This is a genomic window from Arenimonas daejeonensis, assembly GCF_007993735.1.
GTDB lineage: Bacteria > Pseudomonadota > Gammaproteobacteria > Xanthomonadales > Xanthomonadaceae > Arenimonas > Arenimonas daejeonensis.
Window position 1 is genome coordinate 2076261 of sequence record NZ_CP042453.1, and the last position, 24288, is coordinate 2100548.

A 24288-nucleotide genomic window follows, 5' to 3' on the forward strand; every position below is an offset into this window, starting at 1 on the left:
TCAGCCCGCCTGCGCGCGGACGAGCATCTGGCGGGCGTTGGCCCGCACTTCCTTCGTGATCTCGACGCCGCCCAGCATGCGGGCCAGTTCCTCGATCCGGGCCTTGTCGTCCAGCGGCGTGACCGCGCTGTGCGTGCTGTCGCCGGCAACCGCCTTGCTGACCTGGAAATGATGGTGGCCCTGGGCCGCGACCTGGGGCAGGTGGGTCACGCACAGCACCTGGCGCTCGGCGCCCAGGGCCCGCAGCTTCTGGCCAACGACCTCGGCCACGGCGCCGCCGATGCCGGTGTCCACTTCGTCGAACACCATGGTCGGTACCGCGTCCAGGCCCAGGGCCGCGACCTCGATGGCCAGGCTGATGCGCGCCAGTTCGCCGCCCGAGGCGACCTTGCGCAGCGGCCGCGGCGGCTGGCCGGGGTTGGCCGAGACCTGGAATTCGCAGCGTTCGGCGCCCGACGGGGTCGGCCGGGTGGTGTCCAGCGGTTCCAGCAGCACGCTGAACACGCCGCCGCCCATGCCCAGTTCGGCCATCAGGGCGGCCACGGCCTGGCCCAGCTTGCCGGCCGCGGCGGCGCGGGAGTTCGACAGTTTCGCGGCCGCGGCGGCCCAGGCGGTCGCCGACTGCTGGCGCTCGCGGCCCAGGCGCTCGGCGCGGCCGCTGGCGTCGGCCAGGCCCTCGAGTTCGGCCTGCAGGGCGTCGCGGCGGCCGGCCAGGCCTTCGATCGGCAGGCGGTGCTTGCGGGCCAGTTCGTGCAGGCGGGACAGGCGGTCTTCCAACTGCTGCAGCCGGGCCGGGTCGAGGTCGAAGTCGTCGCGGATGCGTTCCAGGCCGGCGCTGGCCTCGGCCAGCTGGATGTCGGCGGACTCTAGCAGGGCGACCACTTCGGCCAGGCGCGGTTCGTCCGCGCTCAGGCGCGAGAGTTCGGCGCTGACCTGGTGCAGGGCGCGGGTCAGGGACAGGCCGTCTTCACCGGCCAGGCGGGCGAGGGCGGATTCGCAGCCCTGCAGCAGGCCGGCGGCATTGGCCTGGCGGCGGTGCGCGGACTGCAGCTGCTCCAGGTCGGCGGCGTCCAGGTTTTCGCGCGCCAGCTCGTCCACCCTGGTGCTGCAGCCAGGACACCCGTTCGCCGACATCGCCGGCGCGGGCCAGTTCGGCCAGCTCGCGTTCGACCTCGGCCCATCGGCGGGCGTGTTCGCGCACTTCGGCCAGCAGCACGTCGTGGCGGCCGAAGGCGTCGAGCAGGACCAGTTGCTGGCCGCGGTCGAGCAGGGCCTGGTGTTCGTGCTGGCCATGGATCTCGACCAGCAGGGCGCCCAGTTCGGACAACTGGCCAAGGGTGGCCGGGCGGCCATTGATCCAGGCGCGCGAGCCGCCGTCGGCACGGATCACCCGGCGCAGCTGGCAGTCGAGATCGTCGTCCATTTCGTTCTCGCGCAGCCAGGCCAGCGCGGCCGGCGCGTCGGCCAGGTCGAACTGGGCCGTGAGTTCGGCCCGTTCGGCGCCGTGGCGCACGATGCCGGCGTCGGCGCGGGCGCCGGTCAGCCACATCAGGGCGTCCACCAGCAGCGACTTTCCGGCGCCGGTTTCGCCCGAGACCACGGTCATGCCCGACCCGAAGGCCAGTTCGGCGGCGGAGACGACGGCAAAATCCTTGAGGCTGAGCAGGCTGATCATGGGCCGGGCGATTCTGCCTGAAAGCGCCAAGGTTTCGCTGCCCCCACCGTGATGGACAGAGCAGCGCGCCGGTCCCGGACGTAGGACAATGCCGGCTTGCGCCGGCCCGTGCCCGGCCTTATCTATGGACCATGGAACTCGACCTCGACCCGCGCGCCCGCCGCCTGCTGCGCACGCTCATCTCCCAGCACATCCGGGACGGTGAACCCGTGGGGTCGCGCACGCTGGCCCGCAGCTCGGGCCTGGACGTGAGCCCGGCGACCATCCGCAACATCATGTCCGACCTCGAGGAGATCGGCCTGGTGGCGGCACCGCACGCTTCGGCCGGGCGCATCCCGACCGCCCAGGGTTATCGCGTGTTCGTGGACAGCCTGCTGCAGATGAAGCCGCTGCAGGAGGCCGACTTTTCCCGCCTGCGCGCCAACCTGCCGGTCGGCGCCGGCACCCAGGCCCTGCTGTCGAATACCAGCGAACTGCTGTCGGCCATGAGCCAGTTCGTGGGCGTGGTCACCGTGCCCCAGCGCGGCCAGTTCGCCTTCCGGCACATCGACTTCGTGCCGCTGGACGGCCAGCGGGTGCTGGTGATCCTGGTGTTCACCGACAACGAGGTCCAGAACCGCATCATCAGCCCGCGCCGCGCCTACACGCCCGCCGAGCTGGAGCAGACCGCCAATTTCCTCAACAGCCATTTCGCCGGGCGTCCGCTGCACGAGATCCGCGCCACCCCTGGTGCGCGACCTGCGCGACACCCGCAGCGAGATGGAAAAGCTGCTGTCGGCCGCGGTCGAGCTGTCCGAACAGGCGCTGGGCGACCCGCCGGGCGCCAACGACGACATGCTGCTGGCCGGCCAGACCCGCCTGATGGGCGTGCAGGAACTGTCCGACCTGGACCGGCTGCGCGAGCTGTTCGAAGCCTTTTCCCGCAAGCGCGAGATCCTGCAGCTGCTCGAACGCACCATCCACGCCGGGGCGTGCGCGTGTTCATCGGCGAGGAAACCGGCCTGGCCCCGCTGGACGCCTGCACCGTGGTCACCGCGCCCTATGGCGCCAACGGCCGGGTGCTGGGCGTGCTGGGCGTGATCGGGCCGACCCGCATGGCCTACGACCGGGTGATCCCGATGGTCCAGGCCACGGCCGACCTGCTGGGCGCCGCCTTGAATCCCGAAACCCCGGCCCCATAAGCCCCACCGACCCCCGCAGGACGCGGGGACGCACCGGAAAAACCCATGCACAACGAAGACCCCATCCCGGGCGCCCAGGCGTCCGCCGACGACCTCGCCCCCGAAATCACGGGTGACCTCAGCGCCGAACTCGAGCAGCTGCGCACCGCCCTGGGCAGCCTGCGCGAAGAGGCGCTGCGCGAACGCGCCGAACTCGACAACCAGCGCAAGCGCCTGGCCCGCGACGTCGACCAGGCCCGCCGCTTCGCCAACGAGAAGCTGCTGTCGCAGCTGCTGCCCGTGCTCGACAGCCTGGACGCCGGCCTGGCCGCCGCCGGGGCCGAGACCGGCCCGCTCAAGGACGGCCTGGAACTGACCCTGCGCCAGCTGCTGAAGGTCGGCGAAGACAACGGCCTGCGCCAGATACACCCACTGGGCGAGGACTTCGACCCGGCCTGGCACCAGGCCGTCAGCCAGATCGCCGCCCCCGACGCCGCGCCCAACACCGTGGTCCAGGTGTTCCAGAAGGGCTACGTGCTCAACGACCGGCTGCTGCGGCCCGCGCTGGTGGTGGTCGCCGCCGGTTGACCGGCCGGGCCGGAACCCCGGCCCACAGGGCGCCACGCAAGCCCTTGAACGCAACACTGTGGCCCCCATTTTGAAACCAGCCGCGGCCCGCGCCGCCACCCAAAAATTCAAGAATCTCGAGGGAGTAACACCATGGGCAAGATCATCGGCATCGACCTGGGCACCACCAACAGCTGCGTTTCCGTGATGGAAGGCGGCGTGGCCAAGGTCATCGAAAACTCGGAGGGCGACCGCACCACGCCTTCCATCGTCGCCTTCACCAAGGACGGCGAAGTCATCGTCGGCGCCTCGGCCAAGCGCCAGGCGGTCACCAACCCGAAGAACACCTTCTACGCGGTGAAGCGCCTGATCGGCCGCAAGTTCACCGACGCCGAAGTGAAGAAGGACCTCGACCTGGTGCCCTACGGCATCGTCGCGCACGACAACGGCGACGCCTGGGTCGCGACCAGCGACGGCAGGAAGATGGCGCCGCAGGAAATCTCCGCGCGCGTGCTGGAGAAGATGAAGAAGACCGCCGAAGCCTACCTGGGCGAGACGGTGACCGAAGCGGTGATCACCGTGCCGGCCTACTTCAACGACAGCCAGCGCCAGGCCACCAAGGACGCCGGCCGCATCGCCGGCCTGGACGTGAAGCGCATCATCAACGAGCCGACCGCGGCCGCGCTGGCCTACGGCATGGACAAGAAGGGCGGCGACCGCAAGATCGCGGTTTACGACCTGGGCGGCGGCACTTTCGACGTCTCGATCATCGAGATCGCCGAGATCGACGGCGAGAAGCAGTTCGAAGTGCTGGCCACCAACGGCGACACCTTCCTGGGCGGCGAAGACTTCGACAAGCGCGTCATCGACTACCTGGTCGAGGAATTCAACAAGGAGCAGGGCATCGACCTGCGCAAGGACCCGCTGGCGCTGCAGCGCCTGAAGGATGCGGCCGAGCGCGCCAAGATCGAGCTCTCGTCCAACCAGCAGACCGAAGTGAACCTGCCGTACGTCACCGCCGACGCCTCGGGCCCGAAGCACCTGAACATCAAGCTGACCCGGGCCAAGCTCGAGGCGCTGGTGGACGACCTGATCAGGAAGACGATCGAGCCGTGCCGCGTGGCGCTGAACGACGCCGGCCTGCGCGCCAGCGACATCGGCGACGTGATCCTGGTCGGTGGCCAGACCCGCATGCCGAAGGTGAAGGCCGCGGTGGCCGAGTTCTTCGGCAAGGACCCGCGCCAGGACGTGAACCCGGACGAGGCCGTCGCCATCGGCGCCGCCATCCAGGGCGGTGTGCTGGCGGGCACCGTCAAGGACGTGCTGCTGCTCGATGTCACCCCGCTGAGCCTGGGCATCGAGACCCTGGGCGGCGTGATGACCAAGATCATCGAGAAGAACACCACCATTCCGACCAAGGCCTCGCAGACCTTCTCCACCGCCGAGGACAACCAGTCCGCGGTGACGGTGCACGTGCTGCAGGGTGAGCGCGAACAGGCCCGCTTCAACAAGTCGCTGGCGAAGTTCGACCTTTCCGGCATCGACGCCGCGCCGCGCGGCATGCCGCAGGTGGAGGTGTCGTTCGACATCGACGCCAACGGCATCCTGCACGTGTCGGCCAAGGACAAGAAGACCGGCAAGGAGCAGAAGGTCGAGATCAAGGCCGGTTCGGGCCTGAGCGAGGAGGAGATCGCGCAGATGGTGCGCGACGCCGAGACGCACCGCGAGGAAGACAAGAAGTTCCACGAGCTGGTGACCGCGCGCAACGCCGCCGACGGCCTGCTGCACGCCACCCGCACCGCGGTCACCGAACACGGTTCCAAGGTCCCGGGCGAGCAGCTGGCGGCGATCGAAACCGCCATCGCCGAGCTCGACACCGCCATGAAGGGCGACGACAAGGCGCAGATCGAGTCGCGCACCGAAGCCCTGCAGCAGGCGGCGCAGTCGCTGTACGCGGCGGCCGCCGCGGGCAACCAGGGTCCGCAGGATCCCGGCCAGCCGGGCGCCGCGGGCCAGGCCGAAGACGTGGTGGACGCCGAGTTCACCGAGGTCAAGGACGACGACCGCAAGTCGTGATGAGCAAAGCCCGTCCGCGCAACGTGCGGACGGGCAGGCTGCCCGCGTCGGGCCGGTGGATCCCGGTCGACGCGGGCGTTTTGTTGTAGGGAAGACCGGAATCACCGATGAGCAAGCGTGACTATTACGAAGTGTTGGGCGTGGCCCGCAACGCCTCCGAAGAGGAGCTGAAGAAGGCCTATCGTCGCGCCGCCCAGAAGCACCATCCCGACCGCAACCCCGGCGACCACGCCGCGGAAGCCAGCTTCAAGGAGGCCAAGGAGGCCTACGAAGTGCTGTCGGACGGCGGCAAACGCCGCATGTACGACCAGCACGGCCACGCCGCCTTCGAACACGGCATGGGCGGCGGCAACGGCGGCGCCGGCTTCGGCGACGTCAACGACATCTTCGGCGACATCTTCGGCGACATCTTCGGCGGCGGCCGCCAGCGTGGCCCGCGCCGCGGCGCCGACCTGCGCTATGTGGTCGAGCTCGACCTGGAAGAGGCCGTGTTCGGTGTCGAGAAGCGCATCGACGTGCCGACCCTGGTGGCCTGCAAGCCCTGCAGCGGCAGCGGCGCCGAGGACGGCAAGGTCGAGACCTGCAAGACCTGCGCTGGCCGCGGCCAGGTGCGCATGCAGCGCGGCATCTTCGCCGTGCAGCAGGCCTGCCCGGCCTGCGGCGGCCGCGGCCAGACCATCGCCAAACCCTGCAAGTCCTGCCACGGCAACGGCCGGGTCGAGGAAGAGAAAGTGCTGCAGGTGAAGATCCCCGCCGGCGTCGACAACGGCGACCGCATCCGCCTGTCGGGCGAAGGCGAGGCCGGTCCCCGGGCGCACCCGCAGGCGACCTGTACGTGGAAGTGAGCGTGCGCGAACACGCGGTGTTCCAGCGCGACGGCAACGACCTGTACTGCGAAGTGCCCGTGCGCTTCTCGCAGGCGGCGCTGGGCGCCGACATCATCGTGCCCACGCTCGGCGGCGAGGCCCTGATCAAGGTGCCGCTGGAAACCCAGACCGGAAAGCTGTTCCGGTTGCGCGGCAAGGGCGTGAAGTCCGTGCGCGCGCACGCGCCGGGCGACCTGCTGTGCCGGGTGGTCGTGGAGACGCCGGTCAACCTGACGGCGCGCCAGCGCGAACTGCTGAAGGACTTCGAGGCGACCTTCGACGGCGAACACGGCGCCCGGCATTCGCCGCGCTCCAGCGGATTATGGACAGCGTCAAGGCGTTCTGGGACCGGATGACGTCCTGAACGGGCGGCACCCACGGCACAAACGAAACGCCCGGCCTGCGCCGGGCGTTTTTCATTCAAGGCTTCGCCGGATCACTTCGGCTTGTACAGCCGGCCCGGTGCCGGCGCCGTGGCATAGGCGTCGAGCTTCACGCCGACCGTCGCCTCCAGCCGCTCGATCCGGCTCGCCGGCGTCGGGTGGGTGGAGAACAGCAGCGCCATCGACTTGTCCTGCGCGCTGGCGCCGTCCAGCGTCTGCAGCACGCCGGCCAGGGCGAAGGGGTTGTAGCCCGCGCGCGCGGCGATGACCATGCCGCGCTGGTCGGCCTGGTATTCGTCGTTCTTGTCCAGGCCGCGCACCAGCACCTGGGTGCCGACCTTGAAGGCCTTGTCGCCGAAACGACGGACCAGTTCGTTGTCGCTCTGGCCGGCCACTTCACCCGCCACGTCGGTCGCGAACTCGCGGCCCATCTCCTTCTTGATCGCCTTCACCTGGTGTTTTTCCACCACGTGGGCGATCTCATGGCCCAGCACGCCGGCCAGCTCGCCTTCGTCGCGCAGGCGTTCGTACAGGCCACGGGTGATCAGGATGGTGCCGCCCGGCATCGCGAAGGCGTTGACGTCGGTGCTGTCCACCACGCCGAAACGCCAGGGCAGGTCGGGGCGTTCGGTCTGCATCGCCAGCCACAGGCCAACCTGGTTGACGTAACGCTGCAGGCCCTCGTCGCGCACCAGCGGCGCGGCGCCGAGCACGTTCGCGGCAATGCCGCGGCCGAGCTCGATCTCTTCTTCCTGGGTGATTTCCTGGCTGGCGTCGGCGGCCTTCTTGCCGAACTTGAGCAGGTTCTCGGCGTCGCCCAACCGGCCGAAGGCGCCGGCGGGCGCGGCCAGAGCGAAGGCCAGTGCGGCGATCAGCAGTTTGCGGGTCGTCTTCATCAGCGGCTCCCCGGTTGCGCTTGCCTTCTTCGAGGTAGGCCACCTTCTGGCTGTTCAGCGGCACCTGGGCGGCGAACTGCCGCGCCTGGTCGCTGCTGGCGGCGTAACTGTCGAGCAGCTGCAGGTCGGCGGTGTTGGCCGAGGCGCTCATCAGCTGGTCGCCCGACAGCCCCTTCACGCCGGTGGCGACCGCGGTGCCGCTGGAACCGGTGCGGAAGGCCGCGACCAGCGAATTGCCGCCGTCATTGCCGGGCAGGCCCGAGCCGGTGCGCAGGTTGAGGATGCGCGCCCAGCCGGCCACGCCGCCGGAAGTGGTGACGCCGGCCCAGGCACCCTGGCGGGCGGTGATCTCGACGGTCTCCTTCGCGGCCAGTTTGGCCAGCACCTCGGCCGAGCCCAGCGGCTCGTTGCGGACCTCGGTGGCCTTGAGCACGGTGCCGGTCTCGGCGAAGACGGCGCCGCCCGCGAGCGCGGCGGCGAGCGCCAGCACGAGCACGTGCCGGCGGGTGAAGCGGGGTGGGCGGGAATGGCGCATCTCGGGTTCCTCCTGGATCACGAAACGGGTTGGAGCATGGGTTCGTACAGGTCCACGGGCTGTTCGCGGCCCTTGACGTGGAACTGGCCGCGGTGGACGAAGCGGAAGCGGCCGGTTTCGCCGCAGGCGGCACGGGTCGCGTCCGAGACCAGCACCCGGGCCACGCCCTTGGTGGTGCCTTCGATGCGGCTGGCCAGGTTCACGGTATCGCCGATGGCGGTGTACTCCATCCGCGAGTCGCTGCCAAGGAAACCGACCACGGCCGGCCCGGTGTGCACGCCGATGCCGACGTCGAAATCGCCCAGGCCCTCGCCGCGGGCGGCGAGCTCACGCTTGAAGTCGTCCAGCGCCAGGGTCATCTCAATCGCCGCCGCGACTGCCTGCTGCGCATGCGCCGGGGTGTCGGTGGGCGCGTTCCAGAAGGCCATGATCGCGTCACCGATGAACTTGTCCAGCGTGCCGCCGTTGCGGAAGATCACGTCCACCTGGCGGCTGAAGTAGCGGTTGAGCAGGTCCACCACCGCTTCCGGCGTGCGGGTTTCCGAAAGAGTGGTGAAGCCGCGGATGTCGGAGAACAGGATCGAGATCTCGCGCGCCTCGGGCTTGCGGTCGCGGCTGAGTTCGCCGGTCTCGACCAGGGTCTGCACCACGCGCGGGTCGAGGAAACGCCCGAAGATGCCGATGGTGGCCTCGCGTTCGCGCCGTTCCTGCCGGTGCGCTTCGATCGTCAGCAGGCCGAAGCCCAGCCAGGCCAGCATCAGCGCGGCGCCGACCGGTGCATGCAGGTTGTAGTCGTAGGCGCCATACGCGCCGGCCACGCAGGCCAGGCTGATGGCCGCCAGCCACAGGCCGATCACCAGCGGGCTGCGTTTGCGGCGCAGGAATCCCGCCACCAGGCCGGCCACCAGCAGTGCCAGCAACGGCCAGCGCAGGTGCAGGTCGCGCAGCCAGTCGCCGGCGCGCAGGTTGGCCAGCGCGGTGGTCAGCACGTGCACGCCCGGCGTCAGCGCCGCCAGTGGGGTGGGGCGCAGGTCGTTCAGGCCGGGCGCGGTGGCGCCGACGATCACGATCTTGCCGGCCAGCGTGGGCGCGATCTTCGGCTCGGCCTGGCCCAGGTCGTCCAGCAGGTCGCCGTAGGGAATGGTGCGGGGTTCGCGGCCGAACCATTTCAGGCGCACGCGCTCCTGTTCCGGCAGGGTGCCGCCGGTATGGCGCGCGATGTTGGCGGACAGGCCGGGAAGGCGCCAGCCGTCGACGTCATGCCACAGCCGCGCATGCCGGCCGGTGCCGTCGGCATCGGCCTCGAAGTTGATCAGGCCGCCCTGCCAGCTCGCCATGTCCAGCACCAGCGGCACCAGCAGCGGCACTGCGGCATCGTCGGCGGCTGCCGGGCCACGTTCGGCGCCGAAACTCGCGGGCAGCAGCTTGAGCGGGACTGGATTGCCGTCGGGCATGCGCAGGGAAGGGAAGAAGAGATTGTCCTGGCCCTTGGCGATCTCGCGGAACACCGCGTCGCTGTCGGGACGAAAGGCATCGGCCTCGTTGAACAGAACGTCGAAGGCCACCGCGCTCGGCCGCCAGCGCGCCAGTCCGTCGATCAGTTCGCCGTGGATCGCGCGCGGCCAGGGCCAGGAGCCCGCGATCTGATTCAGGTCTTCCAGGCTCTTCTGGTCGATCGCCACCACGACGATGTCGTCCGGTGGCGTGCGCGATTGCGCGTGCCGCGCCAGCATCACGTCGGCCAGCGCGTCGTCGGCGCGGTCGAGATAACCCGAAATCTGCAGGGCCAGCGCCACCAGCGCCAGGGCCAGCAGCGGAAGTCGGACCGGGGTGCGGGTCTTGTTGGCCATGCAGCTCCTGGCGGCGGGACGGCGTCGGCCGGAGTCTAGCGGTTTGCCAGCGCGGGGCGGTTTCCGCTAGCGTCCGGGCGATGAATCAGCACGCGATCCCCGACTGCTCATCCACGGTGCCAGCGGCCGCATGGGCCGTGCCCTGCTGCGCCTGGCCGCCGACCGTTCCGACCTGGTGGTGGTGGCTGCCGTGAGCTCCCGTGGCGACTCCCTGGCCGAAGCCGGGGCGGTGCCCGTGCTGCCGGCGACGCGCCTGGCCGAGGTGCCGGCGTTCGATGTCGCGGTGGATTTCAGCCTGCCCGGGGCCTTCGACCCGCTTCTGGCGCTGTGCCTGGCGCGTGGCGTGGCCCTGGTCAGCGGCACCACCGGGCTGGCGCCGGCCCAGACCGCGGCGCTGGACGCGGCCGCCGCCCGGATCCCGGTGCTCTGGGCCCCGAATTTCAGCGCCGGGGTCGCCGTGCTGGCCGAACTGGTGCGCCAGGCCGCCACGGCCCTGCCGGGCTGGGACGCCGACGTGGTCGAAGCCCACCACATCCACAAGAAGGACGCGCCTTCGGGCACGGCCCTGCACCTGGGGGCTGCCGTCGAGGCCGGAAAGGGCCAGGCACCGCATTACGCCAGCCTGCGCGCGGGCGACATCGTCGGCGAACACACCGTGCAGCTCAGCGGCCCGGGCGAGCGCCTGGAGCTGGTGCACCGCGCCACGAACCGCGACATTTTCGCCCGCGGCGCGCTGGAAGCCGCGCTGCGGCTGGCCGGGCGCGCCCCGGGCCGTTACGACTTTGGTGCCCTGCTGCTGGGGAAGGCCGGCTGAGTCCGGCTTCAAGCGCGGCGTTTCCCTTTTCCTCCCCTTGCCGCTAAAATTCCGGCTCGCCTGAACCCCCTCCCGTACGGACACGGTTTCGACCTGTCCGCGGGTGCTCGCACACCCAGCGAACCGGGTTCCCCCATCGCAAGGCGATTTTCCGTGACCCAACCCGCAATCCTCGCGCTCGAAGACGGCACCGTGTTCGAGGGCGTTTCCGTAGGCGCGCCCGGCACCAGCGTCGGCGAGGTGGTGTTCAACACCGCCATGACTGGCTACCAGGAAGTGCTGACCGACCCGTCCTACGCCCGGCAGATGGTCACCCTGACCTATCCGCACATCGGCAATACCGGCATGACCGCCCAGGACGACGAGGCCGAACGCGTCTGGGCCGCCGGCCTGATCGTGCGCGACGTGCCGCGCCGCCCCAGCAACTGGCGCAGCCAGGTGGCCCTGCCGGAATGGCTGGCCGCACGCGGCGTGGTCGCGATTGCCGGCCTGGATACGCGCAAGCTGACCCGCCTGCTGCGCGACCGCGGCGCCCAGAACGGCTGCCTGGTGGCGGGCGAGGGCCTCGATGCCGAACACGCCATCGAGGCCGCCCGCAAGTTCCCGGGCCTCAAGGGCATGGACCTGGCCAAGGAAGTCTGCACGCGCGAGCGCTACAGCTGGACCGAGGGCGAACTCGACCTCGACGCCAATGCCTTCCGACGGGTCGAGCCGCGTTTCCACGTGGTCGCCTACGACTTCGGCGTCAAGCGCAACATCCTGCGCATGCTGGCCGAACGCGGCTGCCGCATCACCGTGGTGCCGGCGCAGACGCCGGCGGCGCAGGTGCTGGCGGAAAAGCCCGACGGCATCTTCCTGTCCAACGGCCCGGGCGACCCGGAGCCCTGCGACTACGCCATCGCCGCCATCCGCGAGTTCCTGGCCGCGAAGGTGCCGGTTTTCGGCATTTGCCTGGGCCACCAGCTGCTGGGCCTGGCCGCGGGCGCGAAGACGCTGAAGATGAAATTCGGGCACCACGGTGCCAACCATCCGGTGATCGACCTCGCCAGCAAGCGGGTCATGATCACCAGCCAGAACCACGGTTTCGCCGTGGACGAAGGCACGTTGCCGGCGAACGTGCGGGTCACGCACCGCTCGCTGTTCGACGGTTCCAACCAGGGCATCGAATTGACCGATGCCCCGGCCTACAGCTTCCAGGGCCATCCGGAAGCGAGTCCAGGTCCGCACGACGTCTCGGGCCTGTTCGGCAAGTTCATAACGATGATGTCGGAAAACCATTGAAATCTTGGGGAAGATAGAAAATGAAGATGCTGCGCCGTTTCGCCCTTGCATTGAGTCTTGTTGTCGCCACGCCCGCCGCCGTCCAGGCGGTGGAAGTCCCGCTCGGGGACTTCTTCAAGGATCCCGAATTCACCAGCGTGTCGCTGTCGCCCTCCGGTGAGTTCATCACCGTGTCGGTGCCGCAGGGCGACCGCACCGTGCTGGCCGCCTTCCGCGTCGCCGACATGTCCCTGGTCGGCAAGTGGGACTACGGCGAGAAGAAGCACATCGACCGCGTGCGTTGGGTCAACGACGAGCGATTCCTGATGTTCGTCTCGCGCAAGGTCGGTCGCTTCGACGCGCGCGTCGGCACGCCCGACGTGTATGCCAGCAATGTCGATGGCACCAAGCGCATCGACATCCCGAACGGTGGCTTCTACATGATCGAGGACATGACCTGGGATGATCCCAGGAACATCCTCGTGTCCCGCTCGATCGACTCGGCCTTCCTGTCGAGCATGAACGTGTACAACGGGCAGGTCCGCACCGTCGCCACCGCGCCGATCCGCTTCGGCACCTTCGTGCTCGACCATGAGGGCAAGGTGCGTTACGCCTACGGCCAGGAAGAGAACAACGAGGCCGTCACCCTGCGCCGCAAGGGCGATTCCAGGTGACGATCCACCGCGCCGAGATGGGCGGCGCCACGCGCACGCCCTGGGGCTTCGACGCCGAGAACAAGCGTGTGTATGTCACCGCCAGCGAGAAGGGCGAGCCGGAGCGGCTGGTCCTGGTCGACCCGGAAGACGAGGCCAGGAACGAAACCCTGGTCAGCTCCAACCCGAACGTCGACCCCAACGGCTGGCTGTCCAGCAGCGACGAACGCAACCTGCTCGCCGTCAGCTACATGGACGGCATGCCGGGCTACAACTTCGTCAACAAGACCCACCCGGAATCGGTGGTCTACGCCGGCCTGATCAATGCCTTCCCGGACCGTGCCGTCAGCTTCGGCGGCATCAGCCGCGACGGCCGCTTCATCCTGTTCCGCGCCTACAGCGACGTTGACCCGGGTTCCTTCTACCTGTTCGACCGCAAGACCGGGCAGGCCAAGTTCCTGCTTTCGGCCATGGAGTGGATCAAGCCCGACCAGATGTCGCCGATGGAGCCGATCACCGTGATCGCGCGCGACGGCACCAAGCTGCACGGCTACATCACCATCCCGCGCTTCAGCGAGGGCAAGAACCTGCCGTTGATCCTGCACCCGCACGGCGGCCCGCACGGCCCGCGCGACCAGTGGGGCTTCAACCCGGAAGTACAGTTCCTGGCCAACCGCGGCTACGCGGTGCTGCAGATCAACTTCCGCGGTTCGGGCGGTTACGGCAACGCGTTCGAGAGCATGGGCTACCGCAACTGGGGTACCACCATGATCAACGACATGACCGACGCGGTGGACTGGGCCATCGAAGAGGGCATCGCCGACCGCAACCGCATCTGCACCTACGGCGCGTCCTACGGCGGTTATGCCGCGCTGCAGACCGTCGTGCGCGAGCCGACCAAGTACAAGTGCACGATCGGCTACGTCGGCGTGTACAGCCTGCCGCTGATGTTCAAGGACGGTGATATTCCCGAAGAGGAGTCCGGCCGCAATTTCCTCAAGCGGGTCATGCCGGAGACGCTGGCCGAACAGCAGGCGCAGTCGCCCGCGTTCAACATCGACAAGATCAACATCCCGGTGATGCTGGTGCAGGGCGCCAAGGACGAACGCGTGCCGATGTCGCAGTACGACATCCTGAAGGATCGCCTGACCGAAGCCGGCAAGCCGCCGGAAGTGACCATCGTCGAGGACAAGGAAGGCCACGGCTTCTACGACTACCAGAACCAGGTCGACCTCTACACCGCGATGGAGAAGTTCCTGGGCAAGTACATCGGTCCGGCCAAGCCGGCCGCCGGCGCGCCCTGAGCCACGACCATGTCCACGCACTCCCTCCGGAAGCTCTGCCTTGCCGCCAGCCTTGTGCTGGCGGCGGGTCCTGTCGTGGCGGCGTCGCCCGCCGGTCTGGACGCGCAGGTCGATCGCCTGACCGATGCGCTGGTCGTGCTGATGCCCTTCGGCAGGCTGCTCGACGAGGCAGCGGGCCGCGATCCGGCCTGGCCGGCGCAGGGCCTGGACGTCCAGGTCAGTGCGCCTGAACTGGCCTGCCTGCGGGATGAGCTGTCCTCGCCCGGTTATCGCCGTTTCACCCACGCCCGCGTGTCCCGCTACGCCGACACCCGGGCGGCGCGGCTCGAGGACGATATCGAATTGCTGGAAAGCGGCGCGGCCGAACTGTTCGGAAAGCTGGTGCTCGCCGGTGCCGAAGCCGAGAGCAACGGAACCGAGGCGGACCCGGATGCCGTGCTGGCGGGTGCCACGAAGGACCAGATCAGGTCCTTCGAGGTCTTCTTCGGCGAGGTGCAGTACCGCGAGTTGCGCGAGCTGGCCGGCGTGGGCGACCGCCTCAACCAGGAATCCAGCATGGAAGCGAACGAGAAGGCTGGAGAGGAGATGGGCACCGCCATGGCGGTGACCCTGATGAAAACGGCGATGGAGACCTGCGGCGTCGACCTTCCGGGCGGGAAGGATTGAACGGCGCCCGCCGGCGCCCACCACTCGAGACAGTGAGTCACGACATGCGCGACACCTGGAAATCCTGAATGGCCAGCAAGACCCATACGCGCCGCAAACGCGGCGGATCACGCGTCGGTGCGGCCGCGTTCTGGCTGTCCAGCCGTGTGCTGTTGCCGCTGGCACTGGTCTATGGCGTGTTGTGGTGGCGGACGGGCGTCGCCATCGATCGCCAGGTCGAGTCGCTGAGCCCCTACCTGGACATCCGTCGGGGCAGCACCGTGCTGGGTCTCAATGGCGACGTCGGTCTGCGCCAGCTGGTCGTGCGTCCGAAGCCCGGCTCGCCGTTGCCGCCCGTCACGCTGACCGCTGAACGCGCGGTACTGCGCACGCCGGGGCTGTGGTGGGTGGTTCGCAGCGCGGTATTGGGTGTGCCGGAAGGGATCCCGTCGCGGTTCGGCTTCAGCCTGGACTCGGTCGGAGTCGATGGCCCGCCGGAGGCGCTGCAGGCGGCGATGGTGGGCGGGCACGTGCTGTTCCCGTTCGACCTGGCCGGCTGCGAACCGCAGATGAGCCTGGAGGTCGCCAACGCCCTTGGCCTGCGCGATGCCGCCGGAAGTTTTTCCGTGCTGATGGAATACGGTGGCGCCAGCAACCTGCGCGTGAAGGTCGAGGCCGACACGCCCGACCAGGCATCGGTCGCAGGCGACATCAATCTCAGCCTGGGTGCCGATGGCGGCCCGGGCATGCGGCTGGCCATGGCCGGCTTCGAATCGCTGAACTTCGTGGTCGAGGACAAGGGTTTCGGCGCGCGCCGGAACGCCTATTGCGCCGACAAGCTGGGTTTGGCGAAGGATGATTTCATCGAGCACCACCTCGCGGCCGTGCGCGCCCTCTATGCCGCCGAGGGGCTGGTGCCCGGCGCGGCCATGGACCAGGCCTATGCCGGTTTCGTGCGCAGCGGCGGCAAGCTCGCCATCCAGGCGCGGCCCCTGCGGCCGGGTCCGCTGGCGCAGTTGCAGGACGTCGGGCTGGACAGCATGAGCCTGTTCGTCGACGCCACCGTCAAGCACAACGACAACTTCGCCGCGCCGCTGGTGTTCCTGGCCGCCGACCAGTACGCGGCCGCGCCGGCGGACATCGTCGCCGTGCCCGCCGAGGGGGCCGATGCCACGACGCCGGCTGCACCGGAAATCGACACGGGTGCGGAGAACGCCGTGCCCGCGGAGGGCGAAACCGCCGATGCCGCTGCCGCCGGCCTGGCCCCCGGTACCGAACTCACCTACGACGACCTGCCGAACCACATCGGCCAGGAAGTCGAAATCACCACCAACCTGGGCACCGTGCGCCGCGGGGTGCTCACCGGCGCCAGCTCGATCAGCATCGTGGTCAAGCTGTCCCCGGAAGAGGGCGGTTTCCGCTCTCGATGCCCAAGTACAACATCGTCAAGGTCCGCCTGGCGCCGCCCATCACCGCAACACCGGAATCGCAAGACAATGCCCAAGCGCAGTGACATCAAGAGCATCCTGATCATCGGCGCCGGTCCGATCGTCATCGGTCAGGCCTGCGAGTTCGACTACTCCGGCGCCCAGGCCTGCAAGGCCCTGCGTGACGAGGGTTACCGGGTGATCCTGGTGAACTCCAACCCCGCCACGATCATGACCGACCCGGAGATGGCCGACGCGGTCTATATCGAGCCGATCAACCCGGCCACGGTCGAACGCATCATCGCCAAGGAAAAACCCGACGCGCTGCTGCCGACCATGGGCGGCCAGACCGCGCTCAACTGCGCCCTGGACCTGGCCGACAACGGCGTGCTGGAGAAGTACGGCGTCGAGCTGATCGGTGCTTCGCGCGAAGCCATCCGCATGGCCGAGGATCGCGAGCTGTTCCGCGTGGCGATGAAGGAGATCGGGCTGGAATGCCCGAAGGCCGAGGTCGCGCGTTCGCTCGATGAGGCCATCCGCATCCAGGCCACGGTCGGTTACCCGACCATCATCCGCCCGTCGTTCACCCTGGGCGGCAGCGGTGGCGGCATCGCCTACAACCGCGAGGAACTGGTCGAGATCGTCACCCGCGGCCTCGAACTGTCGCCGACCAGTGAAGTGCTGGTCGAGGAATCGGTGCTGGGCTGGAAGGAATTCGAGATGGAGGTGGTGCGCGACACCGCCGACAACTGCATCATCGTCTGCTCGATCGAGAACCTCGACCCGATGGGCGTTCACACCGGCGACAGCATCACCGTCGCGCCGGCGCAGACGTTGACCGACAAGGAATACCAGCGCCTGCGCGACGCCTCGATCGCGGTGCTGCGCAAGATCGGCGTGGATACCGGCGGTTCCAACGTGCAGTTCGGCATCAATGCCCAGAACGGCCGCGTGGTCGTGATCGAGATGAACCCGCGCGTGTCGCGCAGCTCGGCGCTGGCGTCCAAGGCCACCGGCTTCCCGATCGCCAAGATCGCCGCCAAGCTCGCCGTCGGCTATACGCTGGACGAACTGCGCAACGACATTACCGGCGGCGCCACGCCGGCGTCGTTCGAACCGACGATCGATTACGTCGTCACCAAGATTCCGCGCTTCGCCTTCGAGAAGTTCCCGGCCGCCGACGCCCGCCTGACCACCCAGATGAAGTCGGTCGGCGAGGTGATGGCGATCGGCCGCAGCTTCCAGGAGTCGCTGCAGAAGGCCCTGCGCGGCCTGGAGATCGGCAAGGTCGGTTTCGACCCGACCGGCGCCGCGACCCAGGGCGAGGAAGGCCTGCTGCGCATCAAGCGTGAACTGAAGGAGCCGGGCCCCGAGCGCCTGTTCCAGGTGGCCGAAGCTTTCCGCGCTGGCCTGAGCGTCGAGGACGTGTTCGGTCTGAGCTTCATCGACCCCTGGTTCCTGGACCAGATCGAGGAAATCATCGCCGCCGAGAAGGACGTGGCCGCCGCTGGCCTGGCCGGCCTCGACGCCGTGCGCCTGCGCGAGCTCAAGCGCATGGGCTTCGCCGACGCGCGCCTGGCCCAACTGGTCGGCACCGACGAGTCGGCGGTGCGCGCCCTGCGCCGCGCCTTCGGCGTGCGCCCGGTCTACAAGCGCGTGGACAGCTGCGCCGCCGAGTTCGCCACCTCCACCGCCTACCTGTATTCGACCTACGAGGACGAGTGCGAGGCCGAACCGACCGGCCGCGACAAGATCATCGTGCTCGGCGGCGGCCCGAACCGCATCGGCCAGGGCATCGAGTTCGACTACTGCTGCGTGCATGCCTCGCTGGCGCTGCGCGAGGATGGTTACGAAACCATCATGGTCAACTGCAACCCCGAGACCGTGTCCACCGACTACGACACCTCCGACCGCCTCTACTTCGAGCCGGTGACCCTGGAAGACGTGTTGGAGATCGTGGACGTCGAGAAGCCCAAGGGCGTGATCGTGCAGTACGGCGGCCAGACGCCGCTCAAGCTGTCGCGCGCGCTGGAGGCCGCCGGCGTGCCGATCATCGGTACCTCGCCCGATTCCATCGACCTGGCTGAGGATCGCGAGCGTTTCCAGAAGCTGGTCGAGCAGCTGGGCCTGATCCAGCCGCCCAACCGCACTGCCCGCAACGCCGAGCAGGCGATCGCCCTGGCCAACGAGATCGGCTATCCGCTGGTCGTGCGCCCGAGCTACGTGCTCGGTGGCCGCGCCATGGAAGTGGTGTATTCCGACGCCGACCTGTCGCGCTACATCCGCGAGGCGGTGCAGGTCTCGAACGACTCGCCGGTGCTGCTGGACCGTTTCCTCGACAACGCGGTCGAGGTGGACGTGGACGTGATCGCCGACAAGGACGGCAAGGTGCTGATCGGCGGCATCATGGAACACATCGAGGAAGCCGGCGTGCACTCCGGCGACTCGTCCTGCTCGCTGCCGCCGTATTCGCTGTCGGCCGCGACGCAGGACAAGCTGCGCGTGCAGGTGGCCCAGCTGGCCAAGGCCCTGAACGTGGTCGGGCTGATGAACACCCAGTTCGCCATCACCACCGAGGCCGACGGCAGCGAGATCGTCTACCTGCTGGAAGTGAACCCGCGCGCCTCGCGTACCGTGCCCTTCGTCTCCAAGGCCATCGGCATCCCGCTGGCCAAGATCGCCGCACGCTGCATGGCCGGCAGGACGCTGGCCGAGCAGGGCGCCACGAAGGAGATCATTCCGGACTACTACTCGGTGAAGGAAGCCATCTTTCCCTTCGCCAAGTTCCAGAACGTGGATCCGATCCTGGGCCCGGAAATGCGCTCCACCGGCGAGGTCATGGGCGTCGGCCGCACCTTTGCCGAGGCCTTCGGCCGCGCCGAGGAAGCCGCCAACATCAAGGCGCCGGTGCCGGGCAAGGCCTTCGTCTCGGTGCGCGACCCAGACAAGAAGCGGTTGCTGCCGGTGGCCAGGGACCTGATCGAGCGCGGCTACACCCTGGTCGCCACCGAGGGCACCGCCAGATTCCTGGGCGAGCAGGGTATCGCCTGCGAGCGCATCAACAAGGTGATCGAAGGCCGGCCGCACATCGTCGACCTGATCAAGAACGGCGAGATCAACTACATCATCAACACCACCGAGGGCAAACAGGCGATCGCCGACTCGTTCTCGATCCGGCGCGAAGCGCTGCAGCACCGCGTCACGTACTCCACCACGATCCCGGGCGCCCGCGCCCTGATCCGCGCCACCGACACCCGCGGCAACCCGCGCGTATGGTCGCTGCAGGAACTGCACAAGGAACTTCACGGATGAGAGCTCCCCTGACCGTCACCGGCGCGGCCCGCCTGCGCGAGGAACTGGAACACCTGAAATCGGTGAAGCGACCGGCGGTGATCAACGCGATCGCCGAGGCACGTGCCCACGGCGACCTGAAGGAAAACGCCGAATACCATGCCGCGCGCGAGCAGCAGGGTTTCATCGAAGGCCGCATCCAGGAGCTGGAGTTCGTGCTCTCGCATGCCCAGCTGATCGACGTCGCCAACCTCAATGCCGGCACCCGCGTGGTGTTCGGCGCCACGGTGGAGCTGGCCGACTGCGATTCGGGCGACGAGGTGACCTACCAGATCGTCCCGGTGACCTCGAGGCCGACATCAAACACGGCCTGATCTCGATCTCCTCGCCGCTGGCGCGCGCGCTCATCGGCAAGCACGAAGGCGACACCGTCACCATCCAGGCGCCCGCCGGCGACCGCGACTACGACATCGTCGCCGTCCGCTACCAGGGCTGACGCCGGCACATGGCCGAAGCCGGACCCGTTCCCGTACTGACCCTGTTGTTGCCGGAACGGCGCCGGTTCGCCGGACAGCCGCTGGGCGACGGTGCCGCGAAGGCACTGGCCCGCGGCGACCGCCTGCCCGATGGCGAAGCGGGTGAACGTGCCCAGCTGCTTCGCCACTTCGACCTGCTGCCGCGCGGTTGGCCGATGGCCGCCATCACCCGTGCCATCGACGCCGAAGATGCGCACCTGCACACCTGGCTGCGCGCCGACCCGGCGCATGTGCGTCCCGACATGACCGGCGCCCGCGTGCTCGCCGTCGGTGAGCTGGGCCTGAGCCAGGACGAGGCGGACGAACTGGTCGCACCGCTGCGCCCGCTGTTCGGCGACAGCGGTTTTCCGATCTCGGCGCCGTCGCCCTCGCGCTGGTACCTGGCCTTGCCGCGCGAAGCGAAACTGCCGGATTTTTCGCCGCCGGAGAAAGTCCTGGGCGATGATCTGTTCGCGCACCTGCCCGATGGCCCCGAGGGTCGCCGCTGGCGCGCCCTGCTCAACGAAGCGCAGATCCTGCTGCACAACCATCCGCTGAACGAGCGGCGCATCGAGGCCGGGAAGCCTGCGGTGAACAGCCTGTGTTTCTGGGGTGCCGGCCGTCTGCCGGACCGGGTGAGTTGCCGCGTCCCCCACGTGGCCGCGGTCGAGGCCGGGCTCGCGGGCCTGGCCAGACTGGCAGGCGCCAATACCGACTACGGCCGTGACGAGCTGCTGCTGGACCTGCGCCGGGAACGCGACTGGTCCGTGGTGGCGACGGCGCTGGTGGATGCACTCGCGACGCACGCTGGCCGCGAAGTGCGGCTGGATTTCTCCGATGGCACCCGCTGGTCGCTGCGGTCCGGCCAGAAGTGGCGGTTCTGGCGCCGGCCGCTGGCGGCGCTGGCGTGAACGCGGCGCCGATCCGGATCCGTCGCCGCGAAGTTCCCGCGTACGGCCCTTGGCCCGATTCGATTCCGGCGGTCCTGCAGCGCATCTATGCCGCCCGCGGTGTGCTGACACCCGGGCAGGGCGAATTGCGCCTTGCCAACCTGCTGCCGCCTGAAACCCTGGGCAGCGTGCAGGTCGCGGCTGAACTGCTTGCCGATGCGATCGCGCAAGACCGCCACATCCTGGTCGTCGGCGACTTCGACTGCGACGGCGCCACCGGCACCGCGGTCGCGGTGCGCGGCCTGCGCCTGCTCGGTGCGCGCCGTGTCGGCTATCAGGTACCCCACCGCGTGACCCATGGTTACGGCCTGTCGCCGGCGCTGGTCGAGGACCTGGTCGCCCGCGCGCCCGACCTGGTGCTGACTGTGGACAGCGGCATCGCCTGCCATGCCGGCATCACCGCGGCCAAGGCGCGCGGCTGGCAGGTGCTGGTCACCGACCACCATCTGCCGGGCGAATCACTGCCGCCGGCCGACGTGATCGTCAACCCAAATCTCGCGGGCGACGCGTTCCCCAGCAAGGCGCTGGCCGGAGTGGGCGTGGTCTTCTACCTGCTGCTGGCTTTGCGCCGGCACCTGCGTGCGCGGGGCGCGTTCCCCGCCGGCGAACCCGACCTGTCGGTGCTGCTGGATCTGGTCGCGGTCGGCACGGTCGCCGACCTGGTGCCGCTGGACTACAACAACCGGCTGCTCGTTTCCGCCGGCCTGCGCCGCATCCGCCAGGGCGTGTGCCAGCCCGGCCTGCGCGCACTCGCGGAACTCGCGGGTCGCGACCTGGCCACGCTTGCCGCTGGCGACATCGGTTTTGGTATCGCCCCCGCCTGAACGCCGCCGGCCGGCTGGAGGACATGGCCCTGGGCATCGAGTGCCTTCTTTGCGATGACCCTGCACGCGCCCACGATCTTGCGGCGGTGCTGGACCGCATCAACGCCGAACGCAAGGACGTGCAGCAGCAGATGGTGGACGCGGCCGAGGCCCTGGTCGCCACGCTGCCGGTGCCCGAGGGGGAACCGCCTTCCGCCTATTGCCTGCATGACGAAGCCTGGCATCCGGGCGTGGTCGGCCTGGTGGCGTCGCGACTGAAGGACCGCCTGTTCCGTCCGGTGTTCGCCTTCGCGCCGTCCGAGCCGGGCAGCCGGACATTGAAGGGCTCGGGGCGTTCGATTCCCGGCCTGCACCTGCGCGATGCGCTGGCTGCGGTGGACGCCCGCCAGCCCGGTCTGGTCGAACGGTTCGGCGGCCATGCGATGGCGGCGGGCCTCAGTCTTCCGGCCGACCAGCTTCCGGCGTTCCGGGACGCACTGCAGGCCCAGGTCGCGACGATGCTCACGCCGGAGCAGCTGCATTCGGAACTGCTCAGCGATGGCGAGCTGTCGGCCGATGAACTGGGGCGGGACCTGGCCGAACAACTGCGATTGGCCGGGCCCTGGGGCCAGGGTTTCCCCGAGCCGGTGTTCGACGGAATTTTCACCGTGCTGCAGGCCCGGCCGCTGGCGGGACGGCACCTGAAGATGAGCGTGTTGCCGGAGCGGGGCGGGGTGCCGCTGTCCGCGATCCATTTTGGTGGCTGGACCGGGGCTCCGCCGCCGTCCCGCATCCACCTGGCCTACCAGCTCGAACCCGATGACTGGGGCGGCCGTCGCAGCGTGCAGTTGCTGGTCCGATACTGGCAGCCTGCCGATGGCAGGCGTATATAGCGGTTAGACCATGACTTGATCCAGGAGAGCGTCATGAACTTCCGGGAATCCTTGCTTGTTGGCTCCCTGTTTGGCATTGCCGTAGCCGGTTCGTGGCCGGCGCGGGCCTCCGACTACGACGACCAGGCCCAATATGTCCGCGGTTACGATACCTGCAAGGCAGGCGGGAAGAGCGACGACAGCTATCCCGCGGCGTTCAATGCCGGTTGCGAGGACGCCCTGGCCGGCAAACCGTCCAAGCACGCCAACCTGGCGGCGCAGTATTACCCCAATCAGGATCCGGCCTTGGAGACGGCCAGGCGGGCCTGCATGGCGCGCCACATCGAGGGCACGAAATACGGGATCGAGGATGCCGAGGCGCTGCAGACCATCGATGCCGGCGGCGGCCACTACCACATCGACGTCAGGACCCCTGCCGGCAGCGGACGCTGCGTCGTCAGTCGGGACGGCAGCATCTTCAGCGCCAAGAGCATCTGATCCCGGGGTGCCCGGGGAGCTTGAATCACGCCGGACAGGCGCACGTTCCCGGGCCCAACTGGTATCATTCGCGGCCGATCCAAACCACCGCGGAAGCCCATGGAACTCAACCCGATCCGCCAGCGCATCGCCGACCTCAAGGGCCGGCTGGATTCGCTCCGGGGTATCTTTGACTTCGACACCAAGGTCGAACGTCTCGAAGAAGTGAACCGGGAGCTGGAAAGCCCCGACGTCTGGAACAACCCCGAACACGCCCAGACCCTCGGCCGCGAGCGCGCCTCGCTGGAGAGGGTCGTCAACGGCATCCGCACGCTCACCGACAACCTGGTGGGCGGCAACGAACTGATCGACCTGGCCGAAATGGAGGACGACGCCGACACCGTCGCCGCCGTGGCCGAAGACGTCGAGAAGACCGCGAAGGAAGTCGAGCAGCTCGAGTTCCGGCGCATGTTCTCCGGCAAGATGGATGCCTGCAACGCGTTCGTGGACATCCAGGCCGGCGCCGGCGGCACCGAGGCCCAGGACTGGGCCGAGATCCTGCTGCGCATGTACCTGCGCTGGTGCGAGTGGCGCGGCTGGAAGACCGAACTGATGGAAGTCAGCGGCGGCGACGTCGCCGGCATCAAGTCGGCCACCTTCCGGGTCGAGGGCGAATACGCCTACGGCTGGCTCAAGACCGAAACCGGCGTGCACCGCCTGGTGCGCAAGTCGCCGTTCGACTCCGACAACCGCCGGCACACCAGCTTCACCTCGGTGTTCGTGTCGCCGGAAGTGGACGACAACATCGACATCACCATCAATCCGGCCGACCTCAAGACCGACGTCTACCGCTCGTCCGGTGCCGGCGGCCAGCACGTGAACAAGACCGAGTCGGCGGTGCGCATCACGCACGTGCCCACCGGCATCGTCGTCGCCTGCCAGACCGGCCGCAGCCAGCACCAGAACCGCGACACCGCGATGAAGATGCTGGCCGCGAAGTTGTACGAACTCGAGATCCAGAAGCGCAACGCCGAACGCGACGCGGTCGAGGCGACCAAGTCCGACATCGGCTGGGGCAGCCAGATCCGCAACTACGTGCTCGACCAGAGCCGCATCAAGGACCTGCGCACCGGTATCGAACGTTCGGACACCCAGAAGGTGCTCGACGGCGACCTGGACGAATTCATCGAAGCCAGCCTCAAGGCCGGCCTGCAGGTCGGCGCCAAGCGCTCTGACGCCTGATTCCCTTTCCACCCACACGAAACGACC

General features: G+C 68.7%; 13 protein-coding genes and 5 pseudogenes. 15 read left to right on the plus strand and 3 right to left on the minus strand.

Translation table 11 applies throughout. The annotated features are described in order from the left end of the window. Positions 1-1675: pseudogene (recN, locus tag FRZ33_RS10065) on the minus strand (DNA repair protein RecN). 131 nt (positions 1676-1806) lie between these two features. Here recN and hrcA point away from each other — a divergent pair. The 4 genes and pseudogenes from hrcA (at position 1807) to dnaJ (ending at position 6708) form a co-directional block, all read left to right on the plus strand. Continuing rightward, positions 1807-2856, plus strand: a pseudogene (hrcA, locus tag FRZ33_RS10070) (heat-inducible transcriptional repressor HrcA). 45 nt (positions 2857-2901) lie between these two features. Beyond that, on the plus strand, positions 2902-3423 hold the full coding sequence (grpE, locus tag FRZ33_RS10075; protein WP_146909421.1) for a nucleotide exchange factor GrpE: 522 nt from the start codon (positions 2902-2904) through the stop codon (positions 3421-3423). Positions 3424-3555: 132 nt separating this feature from the next. Continuing rightward, a complete protein-coding gene (gene dnaK, locus FRZ33_RS10080; protein ID WP_146909422.1) occupies positions 3556-5478 on the plus strand; it encodes a molecular chaperone DnaK in 1923 nt (640 codons plus the stop codon). Between the two features lie 107 nt (positions 5479-5585). Continuing rightward, positions 5586-6708: pseudogene (gene dnaJ, locus FRZ33_RS10085) on the plus strand (molecular chaperone DnaJ). 72 nt (positions 6709-6780) lie between these two features. On the opposite strand, the gene FRZ33_RS10090 reads toward dnaJ, so the two are convergent. After that, positions 6781-7623 carry a M48 family metalloprotease gene (locus FRZ33_RS10090; protein WP_146909423.1) on the minus strand — a complete coding sequence of 281 codons (843 nt, stop codon included), beginning with the start codon at positions 7621-7623 and terminating at the stop codon, positions 6781-6783. Positions 7624-8175: 552 nt separating this feature from the next. Then, on the minus strand, positions 8176-10008 hold the full coding sequence (locus FRZ33_RS10095; RefSeq protein ID WP_146909424.1) for a CHASE2 domain-containing protein: 1833 nt from the start codon (positions 10006-10008) through the stop codon (positions 8176-8178). Between the two features lie 103 nt (positions 10009-10111). Here FRZ33_RS10095 and dapB point away from each other — a divergent pair, with 103 nt between their 5' ends. The 11 genes and pseudogenes from dapB (at position 10112) to prfB (ending at position 24261) form a co-directional block, all read left to right on the plus strand. Further along, entirely contained in the window at positions 10112-10822 is a 711-nt protein-coding gene (dapB, locus tag FRZ33_RS10100) for a 4-hydroxy-tetrahydrodipicolinate reductase (protein ID WP_265468773.1), read from the plus strand. A gap of 153 nt (positions 10823-10975) precedes the next feature. After that, positions 10976-12103, plus strand: a complete 1128-nt coding sequence (carA, locus tag FRZ33_RS10105) for a glutamine-hydrolyzing carbamoyl-phosphate synthase small subunit (RefSeq protein ID WP_146909426.1) — start codon at positions 10976-10978, stop codon at positions 12101-12103. A 20-nt stretch (positions 12104-12123) separates the two neighbouring features. Further along, positions 12124-12756, plus strand: a complete 633-nt coding sequence (locus FRZ33_RS10110; RefSeq protein ID WP_146909427.1) for a hypothetical protein — start codon at positions 12124-12126, stop codon at positions 12754-12756. Then, complete coding sequence (locus FRZ33_RS10115) at positions 12753-14039, plus strand: alpha/beta hydrolase family protein (protein WP_146909428.1); 1287 nt, start codon at positions 12753-12755, stop codon at positions 14037-14039. The genes FRZ33_RS10110 and FRZ33_RS10115 overlap by 4 nt, the downstream gene beginning before the upstream one ends. Before the next feature lie 54 nt (positions 14040-14093). Beyond that, positions 14094-14705 (plus strand): hypothetical protein, encoded by a 612-nt coding sequence (locus tag FRZ33_RS10120; RefSeq protein ID WP_146909430.1) that lies wholly within the window; start codon positions 14094-14096, stop codon positions 14703-14705. A gap of 1475 nt (positions 14706-16180) precedes the next feature. Then, the gene (gene carB / locus FRZ33_RS10125) at positions 16181-19423 is read left to right on the plus strand and encodes a carbamoyl-phosphate synthase large subunit (RefSeq protein WP_146910632.1); all 3243 of its coding nucleotides are present in this window, start codon (positions 16181-16183) and stop codon (positions 19421-19423) included. Beyond that, positions 19420-19898, plus strand: a pseudogene (greA, locus tag FRZ33_RS10130) (transcription elongation factor GreA). Before carB ends, greA begins: the two are co-directional and overlap by 4 nt. 9 nt (positions 19899-19907) lie before the next feature. Further along, positions 19908-20828 (plus strand): phosphoglycerate mutase, encoded by a 921-nt coding sequence (locus FRZ33_RS10135; RefSeq protein ID WP_146909432.1) that lies wholly within the window; start codon positions 19908-19910, stop codon positions 20826-20828. Beyond that, positions 20825-22563 (plus strand): annotated as a pseudogene (recJ, locus tag FRZ33_RS10140) (single-stranded-DNA-specific exonuclease RecJ). The gene FRZ33_RS10135 and the pseudogene recJ overlap by 4 nt, the downstream one beginning before the upstream one ends. 33 nt (positions 22564-22596) lie before the next feature. Beyond that, a complete protein-coding gene (locus FRZ33_RS10145) occupies positions 22597-23040 on the plus strand; it encodes a hypothetical protein (protein ID WP_146909433.1) in 444 nt (147 codons plus the stop codon). A 99-nt stretch (positions 23041-23139) separates the two neighbouring features. Beyond that, positions 23140-24261: a peptide chain release factor 2 gene (prfB, locus tag FRZ33_RS10150; RefSeq protein ID WP_146909435.1), complete on the plus strand. Its 1122-nt coding sequence runs from the start codon at positions 23140-23142 to the stop codon at positions 24259-24261. Positions 24262-24288: the final 27 nt, after the last annotated feature.

What these genes read in the sequence shown, in the direction of transcription:
- grpE (WP_146909421.1), top strand. Translation starts at nt 2,902, where the DNA reads ATGCACAACGAAGACCCCATCCCGGGCGCCCAGGCGTCCGCCGACGAC.
- dnaK (WP_146909422.1), top strand. Translation starts at nt 3,556, where the DNA reads ATGGGCAAGATCATCGGCATCGACCTGGGCACCACCAACAGCTGCGTT.
- FRZ33_RS10090 (WP_146909423.1), bottom strand. Translation starts at nt 7,623, where the DNA reads ATGAAGACGACCCGCAAACTGCTGATCGCCGCACTGGCCTTCGCTCTG.
- FRZ33_RS10095 (WP_146909424.1), bottom strand. Translation starts at nt 10,008, where the DNA reads ATGGCCAACAAGACCCGCACCCCGGTCCGACTTCCGCTGCTGGCCCTG.
- FRZ33_RS10110 (WP_146909427.1), top strand. Translation starts at nt 12,124, where the DNA reads ATGAAGATGCTGCGCCGTTTCGCCCTTGCATTGAGTCTTGTTGTCGCC.
- carB (WP_146910632.1), top strand. Translation starts at nt 16,181, where the DNA reads ATGCCCAAGCGCAGTGACATCAAGAGCATCCTGATCATCGGCGCCGGT.
- FRZ33_RS10135 (WP_146909432.1), top strand. Translation starts at nt 19,908, where the DNA reads ATGGCCGAAGCCGGACCCGTTCCCGTACTGACCCTGTTGTTGCCGGAA.
- FRZ33_RS10145 (WP_146909433.1), top strand. Translation starts at nt 22,597, where the DNA reads ATGAACTTCCGGGAATCCTTGCTTGTTGGCTCCCTGTTTGGCATTGCC.
- prfB (WP_146909435.1), top strand. Translation starts at nt 23,140, where the DNA reads ATGGAACTCAACCCGATCCGCCAGCGCATCGCCGACCTCAAGGGCCGG.